This window comes from Dactylosporangium sp. NPDC005555, assembly GCF_040605635.1.
Taxonomy (GTDB): Bacteria; Actinomycetota; Actinomycetes; order Mycobacteriales; family Micromonosporaceae; genus Dactylosporangium.
Genome location: NZ_JBEXDG010000101.1, coordinates 1 through 21,889, shown reverse-complemented (window position 1 = coordinate 21,889; position 21,889 = coordinate 1). Strand labels below are relative to the sequence as shown.

General features: G+C 72.0%; 15 protein-coding genes. 1 reads left to right on the top strand and 14 read right to left on the bottom strand.

Annotated features, from left to right (window positions below):
• The 14 genes from cas1 to ABZS58_RS48895 all read right to left on the bottom strand — a co-directional run.
• Positions 1 to 790, bottom strand: a 790-nt coding sequence (gene cas1 / locus ABZS58_RS48960) for a CRISPR-associated endonuclease Cas1 (RefSeq protein WP_354791497.1), incomplete at its 3' end; no start/stop codon positions are given.
• A complete protein-coding gene (locus tag ABZS58_RS48955) occupies positions 790 to 1,287 on the bottom strand; it encodes a CRISPR-associated protein Cas4 (protein ID WP_354791495.1) in 498 nt (165 codons plus the stop codon). The genes ABZS58_RS48955 and cas1, both read right to left, overlap by 1 nt.
• On the bottom strand, positions 1,284 to 3,668 hold the full coding sequence (gene cas3 / locus ABZS58_RS48950; protein ID WP_354791494.1) for a CRISPR-associated helicase Cas3': 2,385 nt from the start codon (positions 3,666 to 3,668) through the stop codon (positions 1,284 to 1,286). Before cas3 ends, ABZS58_RS48955 begins: the two co-directional genes overlap by 4 nt.
• A complete protein-coding gene (gene cas5, locus ABZS58_RS48945) occupies positions 3,665 to 4,354 on the bottom strand; it encodes a CRISPR-associated protein Cas5 (RefSeq protein WP_354791492.1) in 690 nt (229 codons plus the stop codon). Before cas5 ends, cas3 begins: the two co-directional genes overlap by 4 nt.
• A 5-nt stretch (positions 4,355 to 4,359) precedes the next feature.
• A complete protein-coding gene (gene cas7i, locus ABZS58_RS48940) occupies positions 4,360 to 5,406 on the bottom strand; it encodes a type I-B CRISPR-associated protein Cas7/Cst2/DevR (protein ID WP_354791491.1) in 1,047 nt (348 codons plus the stop codon).
• Complete coding sequence (locus ABZS58_RS48935; RefSeq protein WP_354791489.1) at positions 5,403 to 6,863, bottom strand: hypothetical protein; 1,461 nt, start codon at positions 6,861 to 6,863, stop codon at positions 5,403 to 5,405. The genes cas7i and ABZS58_RS48935 overlap by 4 nt, the downstream gene beginning before the upstream one ends.
• On the bottom strand, positions 6,842 to 7,327 hold the full coding sequence (locus tag ABZS58_RS48930; RefSeq protein WP_354791488.1) for a CRISPR-associated endoribonuclease Cas6: 486 nt from the start codon (positions 7,325 to 7,327) through the stop codon (positions 6,842 to 6,844). Before ABZS58_RS48930 ends, ABZS58_RS48935 begins: the two co-directional genes overlap by 22 nt.
• A gap of 400 nt (positions 7,328 to 7,727) precedes the next feature.
• The gene (locus ABZS58_RS48925; RefSeq protein ID WP_354791487.1) at positions 7,728 to 10,199 is read right to left on the bottom strand and encodes a TIGR03986 family CRISPR-associated RAMP protein; all 2,472 of its coding nucleotides are present in this window, start codon (positions 10,197 to 10,199) and stop codon (positions 7,728 to 7,730) included.
• Positions 10,196 to 10,807: a CRISPR-associated protein Csx19 gene (gene csx19, locus ABZS58_RS48920; RefSeq protein WP_354791486.1), complete on the bottom strand. Its 612-nt coding sequence runs from the start codon at positions 10,805 to 10,807 to the stop codon at positions 10,196 to 10,198. The genes ABZS58_RS48925 and csx19 overlap by 4 nt, the downstream gene beginning before the upstream one ends.
• Positions 10,804 to 12,459 (bottom strand): RAMP superfamily CRISPR-associated protein, encoded by a 1,656-nt coding sequence (locus tag ABZS58_RS48915; RefSeq protein WP_354791484.1) that lies wholly within the window; start codon positions 12,457 to 12,459, stop codon positions 10,804 to 10,806. The genes csx19 and ABZS58_RS48915 overlap by 4 nt, the downstream gene beginning before the upstream one ends.
• The gene (locus ABZS58_RS48910) at positions 12,456 to 14,858 is read right to left on the bottom strand and encodes an RAMP superfamily CRISPR-associated protein (protein WP_354791483.1); all 2,403 of its coding nucleotides are present in this window, start codon (positions 14,856 to 14,858) and stop codon (positions 12,456 to 12,458) included. Before ABZS58_RS48910 ends, ABZS58_RS48915 begins: the two co-directional genes overlap by 4 nt.
• Complete coding sequence (locus ABZS58_RS48905) at positions 14,855 to 16,522, bottom strand: hypothetical protein (RefSeq protein ID WP_354791481.1); 1,668 nt, start codon at positions 16,520 to 16,522, stop codon at positions 14,855 to 14,857. Before ABZS58_RS48905 ends, ABZS58_RS48910 begins: the two co-directional genes overlap by 4 nt.
• 217 nt (positions 16,523 to 16,739) lie before the next feature.
• Positions 16,740 to 18,809 (bottom strand): hypothetical protein, encoded by a 2,070-nt coding sequence (locus ABZS58_RS48900; RefSeq protein WP_354791480.1) that lies wholly within the window; start codon positions 18,807 to 18,809, stop codon positions 16,740 to 16,742.
• 161 nt (positions 18,810 to 18,970) lie between these two features.
• Complete coding sequence (locus tag ABZS58_RS48895) at positions 18,971 to 19,345, bottom strand: hypothetical protein (protein WP_354791478.1); 375 nt, start codon at positions 19,343 to 19,345, stop codon at positions 18,971 to 18,973.
• A gap of 70 nt (positions 19,346 to 19,415) precedes the next feature.
• Between ABZS58_RS48895 and ABZS58_RS48890 the strand changes: the two genes are divergently transcribed.
• On the top strand, positions 19,416 to 21,833 hold the full coding sequence (locus ABZS58_RS48890; protein WP_354791477.1) for a hypothetical protein: 2,418 nt from the start codon (positions 19,416 to 19,418) through the stop codon (positions 21,831 to 21,833).
• Positions 21,834 to 21,889: the final 56 nt, after the last annotated feature.

Genomic DNA, 21,889 nt, shown 5'->3' with positions numbered 1-21,889 from the left:
GGTTGGTGTCGGTGTCGAAGTGGTGGGGTTTGAGCTGGTCCCGTCCGGCGAGCCGGAGCAGGAGCCGCTCGGCGAACAGCGGTTTGAACACCTCGGCGAGGTCGAGCACGAGGGAATGCCGCTGCCGTTCCATGGTGGAGTGCAGGAATGCGATACCGGTGTGGAGCGGGGTGAGGCGCAGCGCGCTCAGCACCCGGGCGTAGGTGATGCCGTTGGTGTAGCTGATGAACGCGTTCCCGGCGTTGCGGGGCGGCCGGCGACTACGGCCGCCGAGTTGGAGCCATTCAGGCAGCCGGGTATCAATCACGGCCCAGGCGGCCCGGCGGAACGTTCCTTCGGCGCCCATCAGGGCTTCGTTACCGGCAGCTGTGGCGACTTGTTTGCGCAGCCTGTCGTAGGGGTCGGCGAGCAGTGCGCGGTCGATGACGCGACGGACATTGAATGCGGTGGCCAGGACTAGGTCGGCTGCGATCTGGTGACTGGCGTCAGGGTCGCTGGCGAGCTGGGCTTGGGCGAGCACGGTTTGTCCGGAGGTGCTGGTGTCGCTGGTCAGCAGGGACCCGGCATAGTCGCCGTAGTGGCTGAGCAGGTGGACGTTGATCCGGTGGGTGTTGAGCAGGGAAACGACGGCCGTGTTGATATCGACGGCGGCGCAGGCGACGATGTCACGCACGTCGGTGACTGGAATGTGGATCCGGTCGCCGGATTCTCGTTCGATGAGGAGGGTCTGGTCCTTGCGGCGGATACGGCAGGGTGTGGTCAGCCAGTAGGTGCGGGAGGCTGCGGGCATCAGTCGCTCCAGCAGTAGTCGAGGAAGCTGCAGCCGCGGCAGGCGGTGCGTGCCAGCCGCGATGGGGAGTCTGGTGCGGCGACGACGTGGAGAGTGGCGGCGATGTCGGCTACCGCCTGGGTTGCTGCCTGCTCGTCGTACCGGATCGTGGTGGTGCGGCGGGTCTTGGGGTAGTGCAAGATTCCGCCTTCGGCGGGAATGCCGACGTCATGCAGCCGGTAGCAGTAGTGGATGACCTGGGCGCGGTCGGCGTCGGAGGTTCTGGTGGAGGATTTGACCTCGTGCACCCAGTGTCGTCCATCGATGTGGTCGAGGCGGGCGGCGCCGAGGTCGACCGGGCTGGTCCTGGTGTACGAGGTGTCGTGTATGGCCTCACCGAGCTGTACGGCGGCGTTGAGGTGCTCGGGGCGGATTCCGCGGGCGTAGAGCCAGAGCTGGCGACGGCAGTGGTACAGGTATTTGATGTGTACTCCGCCGACGTCCTCGGCTTCGATCACAAGACCTCCCCTGGGGTGTACACGGCTGTGCCGGCGACCGGGCGCACGGCAAGCAGTCCGCGTTCGTCGTCGTAGTCGCCGTCGATGATGCGCACACGCAGCTGTTTGTCGTAGGTGGCGATGCCGGTGGCCCAGTCCGGCAGGGGGATCAGGTACTGCTCGCCGAGCAGCCGTCCGGCGCGATCGGGGTGTTCGGTGAGCAGACTGGCGTAGTTCTCGCGGTCGCGGGCGAGGATGGCGTCGGTACCGTTGAACAGCGCATCGAACTGGTCTTCGAGGTGGTCCCGTGCGGTGAAGGGCATGTCGAAGGTCAGGAAGTCGCTGGTGAACCTGTGCCTGGCGCGCTCTACCTCGGCGTTCCAGGTCTGGCCCCAGGCCGAGGTATAGATCTCGTCGAGCCAGCCGGTCGCGGCGGTCTCGTCGACCGGTTGCCCGTCGCGGCGGCTGAGGATCTGCCAGCCCAGCCGGACCGGTTCGGCCTCGTACACGCCGTCTGCGTACTCGCGTCCGGACCGGTCGCCGCGGCGTGGCCCGTACCCAGGTGGACAGATCACCACGTCGGCGGGCTGGCGGTCGCCGCGGCGGTTGACCCGGCCGAAGCGTTGCAGCAGTGCTTCCAGCGGCGCGGCGGCGGTGTAGAGGGCGTCCAGGTCGATGTCGAGGCTGACCTCGACGACCTGGGTCGCCACGACCAGCCCGGGCGCACGTGGCAGGCGAGCGGCGCGGTACCGGTCGGTCAGGGCCTGCTCGATGCGGTTGCGGTCTCCTCGGGTGAACCGTGAATGCAGCAGGACCGCGGCCGCCTCGCCGTGCCGGACCTGCACCGGCGGGGCGAGGACGTCGTACAACGCCTGAGCGTGCGCGACGTTGTTGGCCACAACCAGGACCGACTCGTCGGCGGCCAGCCGGGCACCGATCTCGGCGAGGACGACCGGATCGGTGAGCGCGTGCTCGCGGAGCCGGATGCGGTGCCTGGGCGGCCCGACCGGACCGATCACGGTGGTCACCGCAGTGTGCAAGGCGGCGGCGACCAAGTCGGTCAGGGCGGTGGGCAGGGTTGCCGAGAGGACCGCGATGCGGCAGCCGAGCCGCTCCCAAAGAGCGGCGCTGGCCAGGATGTAGCCCAGGCGGGTGGTGTCGTAGGCGTGCAGTTCGTCGAGGATAATGACCGAGTTCGCCAGATCGAGCAGGGTGCCTGCGTGCGCGGGTCCGGCGAGGGCGGCCCGTAGTAGCTGGTACGGGGTGGCCACGCGCACGGTTTCGCGGAACAGCCTGGTGGCTGCGGCCCGGGACACGGCTTTACGCGCGGCCGCCTGGGATGCCGACCCGTCATCGGTGCCGGACGCTACGGCCAGGTGATAGGACGCGGCCCGGGAGTGCGCCACGCCGATCAGTTCCGGGTCGTCGACCAGCCCGCTGAGCCTGGTGACCATGGCATTGATCGAGGCCAGGTACGGCAGGGTGAACACCACGCGGGGCACCGCGCCGGTGCCCTCGGCCAGGGCGTGGACCTGGCGGGCGGCCCAGAGCAGCCCGGCCTCGGTCTTGCCGGAGCCGGTCGGGGAGCGCAGCAGCAGGTGCCCGTCGACCTCACCACAGTGTTGCTGGTGGGGGCGACTCCAGTCCGTGGCGCCGAAGTGCCGGGCGAACCGATCGGCTAGGCCGGCGCCGATCGGTTGATGATGGTGCAGCGCGGCGTGGGCCGAGGACAGATGGTCGGCCAGTGTCAGCGCACCCTGGAGGAGGACTGCGGCCAGTCCGGTGCCGGGGTCCACCGGGTGCCGCCACCGCTGGCGTAGCCGGCTCAGCTCGACGTGGGCCGCCGCGACCAGGTCGGCAGCGGACGGCGCCGGTGTGCCGCTGGTGCCGGGCGAGGTGGCGAGGATCCTGGCCATCCAGGCGTGTAGCGCGCTGACCGCGGCGTCGTCGATGTCCCCGAGTTCCTCGCGCAGGTCGTGCACGGTCAGGCCGGTGTACAGTGCGGCGATCGACGAGCCGGGTCCGGACGGGGACGGGTCGGTCAGCGACCGGTGGTGGGTAATCACCGCGGAGGCGACCCAGAGCCGCTGATCGGCGTCGGGCAGCAGCGCGGGCAGGAACCCCAGGGACAGCAGTTCGTGGCGGTGCCCCCAGGAACGGGTCCGGCCGGTCAGCATGTCCTGGAACCCGCGGGCGACCTTACCCAGGTCGTGCGCCAGCGCGGCGATTTCGGCGACCGGCCACAACCCGGTTGGTACCACGGCTGCGGCGGTCACGGTGCCCACCCGCTGGCGCAGTTCCCGGACCGCGTCCTGGGTGGCGAGCAGGTGGTCGGTCAGCAGTTCGGGCGCCCTCCCCCGCTGGGCGCTCTTGGCGAACACCGCCGGGGCGGTCCCGCTCATCGCGGCTCGGCCTGGCTCGGGTGTACCGGCGGCAGCAGGACCACCGCTTGTCCGTGCGGGTCGCACCAGCCCTCGCCGACGGTGTCGCCGGCACGGGCGAGGGGGTCGAACCGGTAGTCGTCCCAGTGGGTCCGGGCCCGATCGGTCGACACCGCGGTCGGCAGCCGCAGCCGCACACCTCGGCCACCCGCGGCGGCCGGCAGGATCGCGGCACCCTGCCGGCCTGGACGCCCGACCAGATCCACCGCACGGACACTGATCCCGACCAGGTCCTGGCTGCGGCCCAGCCGCAGCGGCCACACCGGCCGGCGGAGCCGCGCCGCCCAGCCGGCGACGTCGTCCAGGAGCCAGATCGTCAACGTGACATCAGCGAGGAACGCCCGGTCACGCGGGGTCGGGTCGGTGCGTTTGCCGCCGGCCTCCAGCGGATGGTATGTCTCCAGGTCCGTTCCCTGGCCGCGGGCATGGAACGCCATCGCGAACCGCAGCGCGGGATTCACGTGCGGCCAGCCACCCGCGGCGGCGGCCAGCAACCCCCCGACGGTGGCCGGTGGCGGGCACGGCAGACAGACCTGCACGCTGGCATACAGCGGGTTGCGGAACGACACCACCGGCGCGGTCACGGTCACCTCCAGCGTCGCCTGCCCGTCAGCCGTGCCGGTGCCGTGCGTCGCCGGTGGGTGCACCGCGGTCAACCCTGCCCCTGGTCGGTGAACCAGGCGTCGTGCTCACCCGAGGCGACCCGCTCGGCCAGGTTCCGCAGCAGCGTTCGGGGATGGTCCAACAGCACCGTCCCGTCCTTGATCAGGTCGGCCAGGTCGTCCCGGGCACGTTCACGCTGCTCGCCCAGGAATCCCGGCGCCCACCCGATCAGCATCGGCCCGTCGAGCTCGTCCGACCATGCCCGCAGCTCTTCGCGCAGCACCTCCGCGCGGAACACCGTATGCGCGTCGCGGACCGCCAGTACCCGGGTGAACGGGTTGACGCCGCCGCGCATCGGGGCGAGCACGAGCAGCGCCGGGGACCGGTCTCCGTAGTGCAGCGACTGCTTGGCTCCGCCGCGTACCTCGGCCAGCGCCCGCAGGATCACCGCGGACCGGCGGCGCCGTTCGGTCAGCGGCAGCGCCACGGCTGCGTTGCCGCGCAACGTGGTGTCACTGGCCCCGCTTGCGCGAGCCTCCTGCGCCGCCGCAGTGGTCAGCGCCACCTTCAGCCCGGACCCGACCGTCTCGAACACCCCGATCCGGGGCAGATCCAGCAGGACATCGCCGGCCAGCTCCGCGGAGTAGAACTCGTGCTCGTGGATGACCGGGTTCTCGCCAGCGGCGAACCCGCGGCTCATCGTGCCGAAGTCCTGGGTGGGGCGGCGCGGCGCCACCGCCACGAACGTGCCCGTGGCCAGCACCGTGTCGCGCTGGCACGTCCCCGACGGCTGGTCCTTCTCCTTCTTGATCGCCACCATGTACCCGAACACGTCGTCATCGATGAACTTGTCCGGACGTCCCGCCGTGTACGCCTGCTGCTTGGCCCCGGAGCCCGAGCGGGTCACCTCCGAACGCGGCTCGTCTGCCGGCATCGAGTCTCGCAGCCACCGCCGGAACGCCTGCGCCGACACGTACGGGTAGGTGTCCCGCCCGATCCGCATCTGTTTGGCCCGCGCAACATTGTCCTCACCCAGGCCGTTGTTCGGCGCCCCCGCCACCACACCCAGGACCAGCTTGCCCACCAGATACGTCACCGTTCATCCCTCCCGCCGTCACCGGCGAATTCGTTGTCCTTTACGTCCAACTCCGGCAGTTCCTCGGCGCCGTCATCGAAGCTGCCCTCGGGCCGCCAGCCCAGGTGGAACAGTTCCTCGGTGACCGAGACCAGCAGCATCTGCCGGTGGAACCACGCCGGGTTGTCGAAGTCCGGATCGAACAACAGCGCGAAGCCCCGCGTGCTCACCAGCGGCCCGTCCTGACCGTCGCGGGGCCTGCCCAGCCACTCCACAGCGCCACGCTGCAGCCAAGACCGCAGCCGGCCCGAATCCTTGAACCGGGCATAGAACTCCCGCAGTTTGCCCGAGCTCCTCTCCCCTTGCAGGATCGTCGCGATCCGTCGCCCAGTGGCCCGGATCTCGTCGAGATCGTCCTTGTCCATCAGCATCACCTTGTCCGCGTAGTCGAAACACAGTCCGGCCAGAGCGACCGCCTCGTCTTCACGCTCCGCACGGCCCGGACGCAGCACTGCGGTGGCCAGCCACACCGCGCACCCCCCCGGAATACGCTGCGGGGAACGAAACGCGTTGCGCGCCAGTCCGACGTATCCCGGTTCCTTGGCCGTGCGGTGGGCGCGCAGCAACGCCCGGAACCCACGTCGCAGCCCGCTGCGCTGCGACGTGCGCCGCAGCCACTCCGCCAGCGCCTGGTCCAGCCCATACACCTCCAGGACCGGCCCCCGGTTGTTGTTGCCGTACACCAGCAGCTCGACGCCAGCGGTCAACTCGTGCTGATGCCCGCGCAACGCCCGCAGCGCCAGCACCTCCCGCGCCTCCAGCGCAGGACCCGCAGCCGAGCCGATCTCGACCAGCTGCCGGGTCAGCCGCACCTGTGCCGCCACCGTCGCGGCCAGGAAGTCCTCGTCCCAGCTGTGCACCGCCACGCTCGGCCCTCCGGTCAGCCACGACCCGTACGGCAACGCGTAGAAACAACACACGCACGCCCAGCACAACGCCATACCGTCGTGCCCACGTGGCGTGGTGTTGCGGTACACGTCGCTCTCCGCGAGCGGCACGTCGGTCTTGCCGAAGAACCCCGCCGCCGGTTGGGAGCAGAGCACACATCCGACAGCACCCGAACCGCTCTGCACCGACCGCTGCGGCTTCCGCCAGGCGCGGACCCGCTCGGCGATCTCCTCGTCGCTGCGGTTGGCGTTGCTCGGGTGGTTCATCTTCGAATTCGGAAAGAACGACATGCTGCACTTGAGGAAGAAACCCGCAGCGACCTTGGTGTCCCGGACCAGCGCCGCCCGTACCGCGTCCTCGGTCATCGCCGCGACCGCCGCGTCGAACCCGTCGACGTCCAACCCCTGCGGGTCAGGCAGCCCTGCGGTACGACCTTCCGGTCGTTCGATCCCGGCCAGGCACGACAGCGCGTACGCCCCGATGCGCTGCAGCGGATGCGCAGTCAGGATCACTGGGCGGCGCCGATCCACCCGAACCCTGCCGCGTTCGCCTGGCCCAGGCCCCACGACCAGAGTGCCTGCAACACCTGCGGATCACCGGACAACGCAACGTCGACCGTGGCGCCCGGCTTCGCCCCGCCCTTCACCGCGAACGACCGCTTCGGTCCCACCCACACAATCCCGTCCAGTCCGATGTCCGGCGCCAGACCCAGCGTCTTCGCCTTACGCACGAGGTTGTTGTTAAACAATGTTGGGAACTCAGGCTCGGCCGGCAGCACCCACGTCTGGCCCGGCAACTGATTCGACGGCGGGGACTTCATCACGACCGGCGTCTCCGTACGCATCCGTGCGCGCCCACAACCGAACGCCGGCGGATCCACAATGGACACACCCGTGATCCTGAGCGCGATTCCGCCCCAGTCGAGCACATCCCGGCGTTGCAACGCCGCCACCCACGCCTCTACAACCGACGGTAACGGGCTGCCCAGTTCCACGAATCCGGCACCTCCCACCGCATATACCCCGCGGCAGCGTCGCGCTCCCGGAAAGGTTGGCGGGCAATACCCGAACGGGGTCATCCCGAACGGGCCCCATCCCGCCGAATGTAATTGCTGCCCCAGATCCTTTGCCGTCTCTGCAAGCAGGCCGTAGGCCAGCCCTCGCCCCGGATCCAACACCCGCGGCCACGGCAACTCCGAAGCTGTCGTCACAACATCAATGCGAAGGCGCACAGCCCCTCCTTCTTGATCAATCGCAGTAGTGTTCGGCACAGCGCCGATCAACAGCGGCCCGCGACGCGGGGGTTCGGGCCATTGCCGGGTGGTGGTTGGCGGTGCTGCCGTTCGCCGGGGCTGAGGGCTGAGACCCTGCTCGGGTTCGGCCAGGCGCGGCTGCTCATCGGGAGCGTCGACGGTGATCACCGCCCGGTGGGGCAGGGCCGGGACGCCGGGGGCGGGCGGTGTTGCTGGTGGGGCGCGGTTCCTCGGGCAGGTAGGGCAGGCGTTGCTCGGGGTCGCGGACGTGCGGAAGAGCCCAGCCGTGGGTGATCGTGCCGTTTCGGGGGCGTTCGTTGGCGACGAACCACTGGTAGTTTTCAGGTTCCGGTTCGGCGGTGCTGCGCGGGTAGTGCACCGCGTCGGTGACGGGTGCCGCGGCGGTCAGGTAGGAGACGGTGGCTTCGCGGAGCACGGGGTTGGCGCGGGCGGTAGTGTCGAACCGGTCGGCGAGGGCGGTGATCCGTTCGGTGTTGGCGGGGTCGGGGCGGGTCAGTTGCAGCCAGCCGGCGCGAACGCCGTCGGCGTCCCACAGCCGGGTTGCCGCAGTGTCGAGGCTGACGGTGAGCACGCCGAAGCCGTAGGGTTTGCCGGCGCCCAGGCGCAGTGGGGCGGCGGCTCCCCGGGTGAGGAGCCAGAGCAGGGCACCGAGTTCGGGTTCTGGTACGCCGTCGAGGTGCAGGGTCGCGGTGAAGGTGACGCCGGGGCGCACCCAGTCGCGGTGTTTGACGAGTTGTTTCGGGTGGGCGCGGTGCCCTTGCAGGGCGAGATAGCCGCGCTGTGGGTCCTCCCGGTCGGCGGTCGGCTGCCAGTGCTCGGAGGGCTCCTCCCGCCAGCGGTACATCTTGCGCCCGCGCGGGCCGCCCGGTTCGGTGTAGCCGGTTTCCTTGGCGGCACGACGGTCGATGGGGCGTCCGGTGGCCGTGTCGGGGGTGGCGTAGAACCGGAACTGGGTGGGTTTGGGGCTGCTGAGCGGGGCGAGGGTGACGCCGTCTGCGGGGAACGAGTGCTGCGGCCGCCAGTCGGTGCTCGTGCAGGTGATGTGCTCGATGCGCAGCCGGCCGCGGTAGCCGCTGGCGCCGTCGTTGGTGTCCTGGCCGTCGTCGCGGCGTCCTGCCGGGACCCAGCCGAAGAGCCGGTCGGCGGGTGAGAGCCGGCCGCGGTCGGCGGTGGGGCGGAGGCTCTCCGGCAGGAGTTCGCCGGGTGGTTTGGCGAACGGCAGCCGGCCGATCATGACGGGATGGACCTGGCTGATCGTCTTGCTTGCCTGGTCGTACTTGACGTAGACGAGCGTCCCGGCCGGGAGTTCCCGCAGAGGCGGGGTGCTGGGGACGTGCCGGGAGCGTTCGATGCCGTCCGCGCCGGCGGGTTCGTGGCGGTAGGTGGCCTTCGGGTCGTTGTAGCCAGCGGCGACGTCGTACGCCCGCAGGATCGCCCGCCAGTAGTCCACGTGCTGCTCGGTGAGCGGGATGTCGGCGCCGGGGGTTTCGACGAACAGCCGCTCGTCGTGTTTGGAGTCGATCGACCGTCCGGTGGCCGACAGCCAGCCCTGGACAATTCGCGGTTCGACAGCGTCGATGCGGGCGAGTTTCCCGGCGCGCTGGGGACCCGGGGCCGGTGCGACGGCAAGCGATCGGATGATCTCAGCTTCGGTGGAGGCGAGGTGGGTGGCGCGCCAGACCCGGAACCGTGTCGGGCGTCCGTTGCTGATCCGTTCGTACTGGTAGAGCACGACACGGGCGTAGACGCTGCGGCCATGGTGGCGGGTCAGCGGCCCGGCGGCCAGGTCGCCGAGGCGCTGCACCTGCTGATGCTTGTATGCGGGCACCCACGCGGCGTCCTGCACATGGTTGCCCGTCTGGCTGTCCTTCCACGTCCGGTCGCCGCGGCAGAGCCGGAAGGAACGGGTGCCGTCGGAGTTGTCGCGCACCTGGGCGGGGATCAGCGTGGCGCTGGCCGGGGCCCGGTAGGCAAGCCGGTCGTGGTGCTCGAAGAAGACCCCGTAGCGGCTGGCGGTGATCGTCTCGTAGGCGCTGCGCAGGGCGCCTTTCAACGACGCGCCGTGGATCATTGGCAGCCCGCCGGTGTCGGTGCGGGTCTCGTACTCCTTCGTGTCGCCGGTGGTCGGTGTCGGTGTCGGCAGGAGCAGCGGGGTGACGGTGGTCAGCTGTACGGTGAGGGTGCCGGACCATTGGCCCGCGGCGTGCCGGGCGTGGCTGGGTGGTGGCCCGTCGCCCAGCCCGGTGGCTTCGAGACCGGCGCGGGGCAGGGTCGGCACGAACGTGTACGGGTTGACGAACCCGCCGCCGCTGAGGGCACTGCCACGGTCGGTGTCTGTGGTGATGTCGGCGAGGGGGGCGGTGCCGGCCAGGGCGACGGTGCGCTGGCCGGTGGCACGGTCGACGGTGACCGTGACGTCGACGGTGTCGCCGGCGGTCATGTTCTGCGCGTGCACGGTGAGGGTGTGCTCCCATTCGCGGTGGGGCACCGGTTTCGGCGCGGTCCCGGCGCGGCGGCTGCTGGCGATCACGCCGACGAGGTCGTTGCCGGTCTTGGTGAGGGTGGCCTCGACGGTGAACCGCAGGCTGCTCATGCCGTGCTCCTCTCCGGGGAGTCGGGTATGCCGGTTGGGGTGGGGATGGCGTCCTGGGGGATGGCGCGCAGGCCGACGGTGCGGGTGTCGGCGACGTCGCGATTGCCGTGGACGTCCTCGGTGAGGTATTCGACGGCGTCGATGACGATGACGTCGCCGCCGCTGAAGGTCAACGGCAGGTCGGTGGTGGCGTAGCGTCCGCTGGTCAGCGTGGTCCAGCCAGGGGCGGGGTGGGCGCGGGGGGCGCCGGCGAGCAGCCGGGTCTGGGTGTCGCCGCGCCGGGGTGGCGGGGTGGCGGTGACGTCGAGTCCGGCCGGCAGCAGGGCCGGGTCCTCGCCGACGGCGACGGCGGGTCCGCGTCCGTCGTGGCCGCGTAGCCAGCGCAGTTCACGGTTGCCGTCGAACAGGACCAGTTCGTACGCGTCGTCGAACCCGCCGCCGCGGTGCTGCTCGACGGTGCCATCGGATCGGATCCGCAGCCAGGTCGCGGCACGGGCGGACATGGTGTAGCCGACTGCTGGGACGCCGGCCGCGAACCAGGCGACAGCGTCGGCAGCGCTCAGCGACACGGACCGCACGGCGTGCAGGGTCGTCTCGGTGGTGGTCATGCTGCGGCTCCACGTTCGTCGGGCCGGTCGAAGGTGTGCGCCCAGCGGGTCATGGCGTCGGTGACCTCCGGTGGCGGGTCGGTGAGGACGTCGTCGAGAGTGCGGCCGGTCAGGTGCTGCCAGCCGGCGGGCAGGCCGGCGCCGTCGAAGGTGACGCCGGTGACCGTGAGGTGGCCCCGGCCCCGGGTGCCGCCATAGCCGAGGGTGAGCCACCCGTCGCGCAGGTCCCGCAGTAGGAGCAGCAGCAGCGGCAACGCGAGGACGGCGGAGTGCGGCTGCCGGTCCGCGGCGCGGTGCAGGCGGGCGAGGTCGATGCGGATGCGGATGGGTTCCCACGTGACGGTGGCGGCTGGGTCCAAGGCGGAGAAGAGCCGGTGGTCGCCGGCGCCACCGGTCCACCGGTCGATGGCTACGTGATCGCTGACGGTCAGGGTGAACTGTTCGTTGAGCTGCTGGAGGCGGTCACGGAGCACGGTGCGGGCCGCGTCGCGTTCGACGTTGCGTTGTCCGCGGGCGTCGCCTTCCTCGGCGCGGTTGGCGGCGGCCGGGACGTGCGCGGGCCGGGTGGTGACCACGTCGGTCCACTGGCTGGTGGTGACGTGGCCGGTGCTGTGGCAGTCGTCGACGGCGACGGCCCCGCGCCGGCCGGAGTGGGCGGTGACGGGGTCGTGGTCGCGGCTGGTGGGTGCGGCGCCGAAGAGGACATCGACGCCGGCCGGGGGTTGGAGCAGGGCGTCGCCGAGGTCGGCCGGGGCGTCCTGGCGGGTGAGGGTCCGCATGATCCGTTCGGCGTGGGCGCGGATGGCTCCGCGGATCGACGAGCCGGGCAGTAGCAGCCGGACGTTGCCGTCGGCGTGGGTGTCGGTCAGTGGGATGGTGTCCACGACGGTGCCGGCGACCGAGTCGCGGACCAGCAGCGGGTTCGCGGGCTGCCAGGTGACGGTGACGTGCAGCTGGCCGTCGGCAGGAGCGGCGGCGGGGGCGGCTCCGGCCGGTGGGATGGTGCCAGTGAGCCATGCGATCAGGCCGGCGGGTTCGGACAGGTCGGTGGTGCGCACGGTGATCTCGCCGAGAGAGGTCCGGCCGTGGCCGCGGCCGCGGTTGGCGCCGAGCGGGACCCGGGTGTGGGTCAGGCCGGCGACGACGGCGTCCACCGCGTCGCGGATCAACGCCGCCCATCCGCCGGGGTAGGCGGTGCTGCTGGCGGCGGTGGGTGTGTCGGCGAGCATCCGGAACGCGAACCGGGTGCCGGCGGGCAGGACCTGCCGGGTGTAGAGGAAACCGGCCGCGGCGCTGCCGGAGCGCCGGTCGATGCCGACGCCGTCGCGGACCTGCACGGCTGGGTCGCCGAGGAGGTGGGCGTCGTCGATGCGCAGCCGCGACGGTGATCCCTTGATGCGGCTGCCGGGCACGACGTGGCCGAATAGGTCGGCGAGGACGGCTGGGCCGTAGGGTCGGAACGCGTCGGTGCCGGCGAGGTACGCCCGCAGTGCCCCGGCGAGGGAGGTGCCAGGGATGCAGGGCCGGCCGGTGCCGTCACGGGCGATGGCCAGGTCCGCGTCGGCGGTGCTGTCCCAGCCGCCGACGTGCAGCGGGCTCGTGCAGGTGAGGATGCCGAGGATCTCGGTACGGGTACCGACGGCGTAGCTCATGGGTGACGCTCCCCGCTGCTGGTCGATCGGACGGTGGTGCGCAGGTCGCGGTTGAGGTGCCGCAGCGCGTCGGTGACCGCGACGGTCAGGGCTTCGGTCCGTAGCCGCTCGCGCAGCAGCGTCGCCCGGCCGGCCGCCAGCACCAGGTGGTCCTGGTCGTCGTCGAGGCCGAGGCGGTGCCAGATCAGGCCGGGGTCGACCAGGAGCAGCGTTTCGAGGTCGTCGAGGGTCTGCTCACCCCACGCCTCCTGACGGGCGGGAACGGCGCGGGTGCCGGTGAGCCAGGCGCGGACCAGGTCGGGCCCGCCGGGCAGGGCGAGCCGCTCGAGCTGGGCGCGCAGGGAGCCCAGCTGGGCCCGTTTGTCGGCGAGCCGGTCGACGCCGGCGATCAGCGCCTCGGGTGGCAGGCCGGCGCTGGCGCGTCGGATGGCACGCCGCCACGCGTTGAGCTCCACGGGGTGCGGGTCGGGGCCGGGTCCGCCGCCCGGATCGGCTGTTGTCTCGACTGCGGGGATCGGGTTCTTGTGGGCCTGCGCGGCGTCGGGGAAGGCGACCCGGGGATGGGTGGCGGCGAGTTCGGGTGGGTTGAACCGGATCCGGCCGTAGCCTTCGGCGGTGCGTTCCCCGACGCCGTCGCGGCACAGGTCGGCGACCTGCCCGCGGTCGAGTACAGCCGCGCCGGTCATGGTGAAGGTGATGACGCTGCCCGCGCGCAGGGCGACCTGGCTGGGCCGGGGCCGGCCCCAGGCGACACCGAAGCCCTCGCGTCGGGTCGCCGACGTGGCGGTCGCGGCGGGGTCGGCAGTGAAGACGGCCGGGGCCAGTGCGGTGGACAGGGCGCGGGCCAGGGCCTGCGGTGACGGGTCGGGGGCGAGGCGGTCGTCGCGGAGCAGGACGTCGGAGAGGCACCAGACCTGTATCGGTCCGGCGGTGACGGCGGCCTGCTCGGCAGGTGCCGGCAGGTTGTGCACCGCGGCGACGGTGACGAGCCCGAAGTCGTCCTTGCGGGAGCGGCCGAAGCGCAGTTGCTCGCCGGCGGTCAGCCGGAGCCGGGCGTCGGCGGGCAGCACGATGTCGGTGCACAGCAGGGTGCCGGGGGCGATGCCGACATAGGTGTAGACGCCACCGCCGGTGGCGGTGGGCCGGCGGGCGTCGTCGTCGACGACGGCGTGGGTGGAGACGCTCTGAGCGGTGGCGACCAGCCGCCAGCCGGTACCGTCCGGTGCGATCCGGCCGGTCATCGGTTTGGCGCGCTCGTCGCGGCCCGCGTCGGGGGCGGCCAACACATTGTGGACCGTGGCACTGCGGCCTTTGTCGCCGCGCCGCCACATCGCCGGCACCGGCTGGGACGGGATCACCGCGCTCGGGTCGTCGGGGTTTTCGGGGTCGCTGACCGCGGGGACGGCGTCGCCGACGCGGATGTCGCCCAGTCCGATCGGCCCCGAGGTGCCGTCGGGGCGGGGCAGGTCCGTGCGGGACAGGATCGTGCCGAGCAGTGCGGTGCCGGGGATGGCGTCGCCGCTGGTGATGACGTTGCTGAGCACCTTCTCGGCCGCCACGACCGGGGTGACGGTGCGCAGCACGACCCGGACCGTTCGCTGTCCGCTGTGGTGCAGCCGATCGTAGGAATGGATCGGATGGTGGGCCGTGGGGGCGGGCGGCGGGGTGGCCGGCGCCGCCTCGGTCAACAGAGGGAGCAGGAGGCTGGTCAGGCGGGCGTCGGTGACGGCCGGGTGGGTGCCGGTCCGGTCGAGGGTCACGTCGGGGAGCAGGACGGCGACGCGGCCGGTGCCGCGGTTGCGTTTCCCGCCGACCGCCTCGACCAGCCGCGCCCCGGCGCGCAGCAGCAACTCCGCCGGTTCGGGCAGCGGACCGGGGTGCTCAATGTCGGCGTGGGCGTGCAGCCGGGTGTCGCGCAGGGACCGTTCCTCGACGCGCAGCAGCCGGTCCGCGGCGGTGCCGGTGTCCTCGTCGATGCTCACCCCGGGCCGCAGTACCACGGCGGCCTGCGCCAGTTCCCGCCGGTTGTGGACGCGGGCGCCCAGCCAGGCCGGGGCGCGGGCGGACGTCAGGCGCAGCGCCGCCGGCACCGGGGGGCGGTCGGCGCGGGCGGTGGGATCGCCGGTCTGTGCAGGTTGGGAGCCGAAGAGCCAGGTGACCCACGCCTGCCACGGTCCGGGCCCGCCAGCAGGCTGGCCGATGGGCTGGTCGAGGGTGTCGGCGACGGTTTCGCACGCGTCCCGCCACACTCCGATCAGGGTCTTGGCCGGGACGAACGGCAGGCCGTCGACGTCGCGGCGGACGTCGGCGTCGATGGTGCCGAGCCGGCCCTGGCCGGTGCCGATGTGCCAGTCGCTGAGGAAGTGCAGGGTGACGGTGAAGCGGCTGGGCAGGCTCATCGGTCGTCTCCGTCCGGTCCGTTGTCGCGGGCCGCGGCCGGCGGTTCCGTCAGCCGCAGCCCGCGCAACTGCATTGCGTCGAACAGGCGTAGGAACGGCGGCCGGTCGCCGCCGTCCTGCACGGCGAGCAGGTCGTGTGCCTCCGGCGGGGCGGTGGAGCGGCCCAGCGTGAGGGCGAGCTGGTGCAGGTATTCGGTGAGGCTGCGGTCGGCGGCCTCGCGCAGCGCGTGGGCCTGGGTCGCCGACAGCCAGCCGCGCGGTCCGAGCCAGTCGCTGATCTTGTCGAGCTGGGCGGCGTTGCGGGCGCGGAGAGCGTCGGGCAGGTCGTCCGGGTCGTCGATCAGATAGGGGCCGGCGTGCCGGGCGACCCGCGCGCCGCCTGCACCGTCGCCTTCGCCGGCGCCGGCGTATTCGCGCAGCTCGGTCAGGTCCCGCAGGGTGGAGGTGTGCACCACGTGCAGGTCGAACGCGGCCAGCGGGCGACCGTCGTGGCTGAACTGCTTCGCGGCCGCGGTCAGTGCCTCGGCCAGGTCGTACGCGACGGCGAACGGATGGTGCAGTTTGACGATCGCGATCCCCGCCGACGCGGTCAGCCCTGCCTGCCCGGTCGCGGCCCGGGTGATCGCTGACAGCGTCGGCTGGGCCGCGGTGTGCCGGGTGAACGCGGCGGCGAACGCCCGCACGAACGGCACGGCCAGTACGGCGTCGCAGACCACCGTCACGTCGTCACCGCCGACCACGACCGGCAGCAGCCGCCCGGCCAGCCGGTCGACACCCGGCGACACGGATGCCGGCGGCACTGCGGCCTGACCCGCGGACCCGGCTGGGGAGTGAGCTGCGGCCACCTGGGCCACCGCGTCGCGGACGGCGTCCCAGGTGGCCGCGTCGAGTTCCCGGGCCACCGCACCCTGATACTCGGCGTGGGTCTGCAGCGGCACCGGCCCGGTGTCCCCTGCCGCCCCGCCGGGGCGCTCGGCGTGCCAGACATGCCGGAGGAAGTCCCGGAACAGGCCGCCGACACCGTTGCCGTCAGCGTGCACGACCGCGACCCAGCCGCCGTGCACCAACTCGTCGAGGTGGGACGGCACCACCACGTCCAGGGGCGTGCCGAGCCGCTCGGACAGCCGCCGGTGGCCCCGGCCGGTCGCGGCGGAGCGGGTCAAGACACCGGTCGCCGCAGGCACCCGGCGCTCCGGGCCGTAGTACTCCTCACCGGCGGCGGGCAGGCCGCTGTCGCGGCACAGCAGGTGCCACGGGAACACCCGGTCGCGTAGCAGCAGATCCGGGCGGGCGGCACGGGCGGCGGCGTGCAACGCGTACGTGTCGCGCCGGGCCGGTTCGTGGGCGTGCGGATCGGCCGGGTCGAACGCGGGACCGACCACCCCGGTCACCCGCAGCCCCGGCGCATCCCGCAGCGCCCGCCCGGTGACCGCCCGGATCAGATCCCGGCCGGCGTCCGAAGAGTCCACCAGCAGCAGCGCCTTGCCGGAGGCGGTCATCACCGGGTCCTCAAGCCCGAGCCGGGCGGCCTCGTCGGGGACCCACACGGTGCCGATCTCGTGGACCAGGTGGGATGCGCCGACGACGTGCCGCAGGCGGCTGCTACCGAAGATATACCGCTGGTTCCCGCTCGTCTCGATCAGCACCCAGCGCCGGTTGGTCATTGCTTCTCCTCGTCCGGCGGGCCGCCCGCCGGTGGGTCGCCCACGGTCAGGTCATCAAGGTCGGTCAGTACGTTGTACGGATCGCGAACGGCTGCAGGTGCCGGACCCCGTCAAGGATCCGGGCCAGCTGGCAGGGGCACCATCGCGACGCTGATGCAGAAGCTGACCCGCATCCGTGCGAGCGCTGAACGCACCGGCCTGCGGTCCCGGTGGGTCGTCACCGCGCCTCCGGGACCGCGGCGACCAGTCCGGCGCGCCATCCCCGTAACGCTTCCGCGTCCTGCGCGTCGGCGGATGCTTCCAGCACGGTGTCGATGAGCCCGAACGCAGCGGCGGTGTCCGCCGCGTCGAGGCGTGCGCCGTGGACGGCCGCCACGCTCAACGCCCGGGCCGTCACCACGGCGGCGTGTATCGCCGCCGGGGTCGCCCCGGCGTGCGCCAGCAGCACCCGCGTGCTCGAATCCGCCAGTACCGCCCGCGCGTGGCCGGCCGCCGCCTGCGCCGCCCGCAGCCGAGCTCCCCGCTCCCGGCCGGGCGTGGCGAGCACCAGCTTGGTGGCGATCTGGGCGGCCAGCTCGTATCCGGCCCGCGCCGCCGCCGACTTCGCCGCGAACACGGCCGGCTCCTGCCGCGCCACCTCGGCACGCACCGCGACGACTCGTTCCTGCAACGCCAATGCCCGTCGCAGGTCTGTCAACTGCTGCCCGGAGGCCAGCCACGCCGCGTAGTGGTGCAGGTGGAACACCTGAGCGTCGCCGACCTCAACAGTCGGCACCTTGTCCGCGGTCAGCCCCCGCGCCTGCAGAATCACGGCCCAGCAGCGCCGCTGCAGTGTCACGTCCCGGTCTCCCGCCGCGGCGCCGGACCCGTGCCGGGCCGCGTCGGTCAGCGCGACCAGACCGATCTCCAGCAGGTACGCGACCGTGCCCGGATCCAGCTCTCCGCTCTGCCATGCCTCGATCAGCCGCTGCTGCGATGCGACCAACGCCGCCACCGGATCCGGGCCGTCGGCGTCGCGGTGCTCGGCATCGCGGTGCCCGGCGGGCAGACGGGGCAGGTCCCACACCCGCAGATACGTCGCGTAGGCGCCCAACTGCAGCACCACCGGGTCGTTGGCAGCCAGCACCCGGTCGGCGAGCCCAGTCGCGTCCGTCACCAACCGGCGGGTCTGCGTGCGGAGCGCCGGCCAGGCCAGCAGCCACTCGTCGCGGTACCGCACATAGTTGGCGGTCACGTGCGCCACCAGCAGCTGCGCCCGCCGGTGCAGCAACGGAGCCGCGGCCAGCGCCTCCGCCGTGGGCAGCACCGGCAGTACGGGTGGTGCGGCCCGGTCGCCCGCCACAATGCCGCCCAGCGTGGCCGCCACGAACGGTGCCACCACCGCGCCCACCCGCAGCATCGCGTGCACCTGGCGCGATCCGTGCGGGTCCTCGGCCAGCCACAGCACCCCTCGCCCCGGCCGGCCGACACCGAGCAGCCGGTGACACCACGCCGAAGCGATGTCGTCCAACGCTTCGGCCGTCACCAGGCTCAGTCCGTGCGGGCCGTCGCTGGCCAGACCAAGCATCGGCAGGGTCACATCGACCAGGTTGAAGTCCGTCGGCCGCCACCGGTCCCCGTCGGCATCCCGGTCCTGGTCAGCCGGGCCGGTCCCGGCGTGGATCTCGCACGGAGCGCCGGCGAGGAGGCCGCCCGGGTCGACCTGCGCTCCCCACCGCGCCGACAGCGATCGCTGGACCTGCCGCGCCTGCACCGCGGCGATCACCAGTGCGGGTTGCGCCCGGTAGACCTCCAGCACCAGCCCCGCCCAAACAGCCAGCCGCACCTCGGCGTCGGCACCGGTCTCGGCCAGGAACCGCGCGCCCTCGGCCACCGCCGCGGTCGCCCCACGCAGCAGCCGGTTCGCCGCGGACAACACGACCGCCGCCTTCGTGTCCGGCCCATACCGGTTGAGCGTCGCGTTGCTCAGCCCGCCAGGCAGCGTGCCCGGTGTGCCCGGCGGCGACCACACCGCCCTGCCGGACCATGCCCATCCCCCCGCGTCGGCCATCGCCTCGCCGGGCGGGTTGGCGTCCCACCGGGCTCGCACCGCACGCTCCGGGAACGGCGCCCCCCGCCCGATCTCCGCCAGCGACAACGCCGTGTAGTCACACACCCAGGACCGCCTGAACGGATCCAGCTCGGCACCCAGCCCGAACAACGGCGCCACCTTGCGCGCCACCTTGACCTCCACCACGTCAACGCGGCGGGCCTCCGCTGCCGGGATCTCGGCCGGAAACACATGCACAGGCGGACACTATATGTACAGAAGTAGTTAGACAACAAAAGTAGTCTAACGATGGAACTCGATCAGCTAGTCTTGCAGGACGATCATCCCCACATGCGTCGACCAAACAGGCGATACCGTCCAGCCCAGCGTCAGGCCGGCACCCGCGCAGCCACGGCTGCTCAACCGGCCCCGACCGGGCGCGCCAGCGACCGGCAACCCACCACCACACCCGCCGCGTCCCGCACCGTGTCATGCGGATACAGCAGATCGTCCCGATCCGGCAGCGCCTCCGCCACCGCCCGCGCCACGACCAGCCACACCCCCGCCCGGCGCGGCGGCAGCCCCACCACCTGCGACGACGCCGCGGTCCGCTTCAACGGCACAACCAAATCCCCGATGCACAGCACCCCATCGTCGCGATCCGGCTGCAGCACCAACCGCGCCGACGGCCCCACCGGTGGCAGCTCCACCACCACCGTCTCCCCCACCAGCCGCACCACATGCGGGGTCAGGTTCACCACCTCGGACGCACCGTCGTCCTCCACCGAACGCATCACGACAGCGTAGAACCGGCCGCTACAACGAGTCACACGTACGATGCGCAAATACCCCACAATGGCCGCCATGCGCCTGCTGGTTCACACCGCCGGAGAAGCCGACCTCCTGCTCGACAACCGCGACGTCGGGGACATCACCACCCGAGCCGCCCGCGTCCGCGACCGCTGCGAGCAGCTCACCAACGCCACCGACCCCGAGGACCCGCTCAACAACAACGCCTGGAACGACGACCACCCGAGCGGTCCCGCACCCAGCCCACTGCTCGGCGCCCTGCGCACACTGGCCAGCACCGACGACCTCAACGACCTCGACGTCGTCATCCTCGGCACCAGCCAGAGCCCCGCCGACCCGCTCGACACTCTGCCCATCGCGCAGACCCTCGCCCTGGCGCCGACCGGCACCGTCAAGCCCGTCCACAGCATCACCGCCCTCGCGGTTCCCGGACTCAGCGAGGCCCTAATCGCCCACGCCCTCACCGGCCACCTGGAGCAGGCATCGCGCTACGAGCAGGCCCTGCTCACCTGGGGCACCGGTGCCACCGCTGTGGGCCTCGGCGCGCTCACCGCCCTGTCCCAGCACGGCGTGCCCTGGCAACTCATACTCACCAGCACCGACAGCGGCTACCGCAGGATCGACCCGCTGGGCCGCCTCGACACCGACCCCGTCGCCGCCGTCCTCGTCCGCTGGCGCCTGTTCGCCGCCCTCGACATCCTCGCCAGCGGTGAACGACCCGCCATCGACCTCACCACCACCCAACGCGACCTGATCCGCGACGCCGCGGCCCGTCACCGTGCGGGCCTTGAGGCCCGCGACTGCCCCTCACTGCGCGCCCTGCTCGCCGACGCCGTCGTCCGTCGCGACGGCACCGCCAGCCTCACCGTCCGCCGCTACATCACCAGCCGATACGAGGAACTCCTCGCCACCGACCGGCACACCCACCCCGACGCCCGCGACCTGCTCCGCCACGTCGCCAACCCGCGTGGAGGACCGCCGCTGGGCGCGCTCCTGGGCCGCATCACCGAACGAGCCACCACCGACCCGGTCATCAGCGCAGCCACCGGTCTGCCCTCCTACCGGTGGCTGTTCAGCGACGAGGCCGAAGCACTGCGATCCATTGGCAACGGCAGCCACAACCTGCGCCAACCCGGCCACCGCGACGCCGCCATCGTCGGCGCCTACCTGACCGGATACCAAACCGACGGCACCGGCTGGCGCGACGCCAGACTCCCCGAACCGCCCACCGCACCCGCCCACAGCGTCCTGACCGTATGGCTCGCCGGCAACCGCAGCGACCAGCACACCGCCACCATCGGACAACTCCTGCTCCAGCAGGGACCACCCGCTGCGATCACCGACCACCTCGGCGTCGACCAACCCACCATCCGCGCCGTCATCTTCGGCACCCCCAGCGACACTGGCAGCCTCACCCAAGCCGCCACCGACGCCCAGGAACTCACCGCCGCCGGGCACCACGCCACACCCCACCCCCTCGACGCATTCACCGGCATCGACCCCGACGCTGTCCACGACACCATCAGCCGACACCTCACCGCCGACACCGCCGCGCTGCTGCTCATCCCCACCGGCGTCAAGCCGGCCCTACTCACCCTCCTGCAAGCCACGCGCCGCCTCGCCGCCCAGCACGGCATCCCCCTGTTCGTGGGACAACTCGCCACCCCAGCCGCAGCCACCACACTCACCGACGTCTACCTCTGGCCCGCCCTCACCGGCGGTGACCTCCCCCTCCTCGTCGCCGCCCGGGAAGCCCTCAACAACCTCGAGCTCGACGTCGCCTGGCGCCTGCTCGCCGCCTCCGCCATCGACACCCACGTCACCGACCAGGCCCGCCGCCTCGCCGCAGCATTCGCCAGCCGCACACCCCACCGCGACGACCAATGGCCCCACCCGGACCCCGCACCTACTCCCGACCGGACCGGCCGCACCAGACACATGGCCGTCCAACGACTCGAACTCCTCGACGCCGCCCTCACTCACATCACCGAACCAGCGGAACGAATGCGCATTCTCGTCCTGGCCGCCGACACCCTCGAAGCATCGATCGCCGCCGCCCCGAACCAGACCGTCCCGGCCAGCAGGTCACCCCGCCGCGGCGCAGGCGCGAAATATCAGGAATTCCGCGAGAACCTCGGCAGAATCGCCCGGCTCCGCAGCCGCGACGCCCACGCCGCCCGCATCCTGCTCATCCTCAACCACGCCCGCGACCACACCCCCATCACCCACGGCGCTCACGGCAACCCGGACACCGTCGTCGCCGACGCCACCGACCACCTCACCGCAGCATGGTCCCTCGGCCCCACCGAGAAAGCCGCACTCCCACGCGACGTCGCAACCCTCCTCCGTCACGCCATCGCCGCAGCAACCGCCCAGAAACTCGGACAGCCCAACCAACCCGGCAACCTGCTCACCCTGCACCAGCGCATCGACCAGCACATCGCCGCCGCCATCGCCCGCCGACAGCGATAGCACACCCCACGGCATCCCCCACATAACGAGAACCACGCACCAACCAAGACGACCCG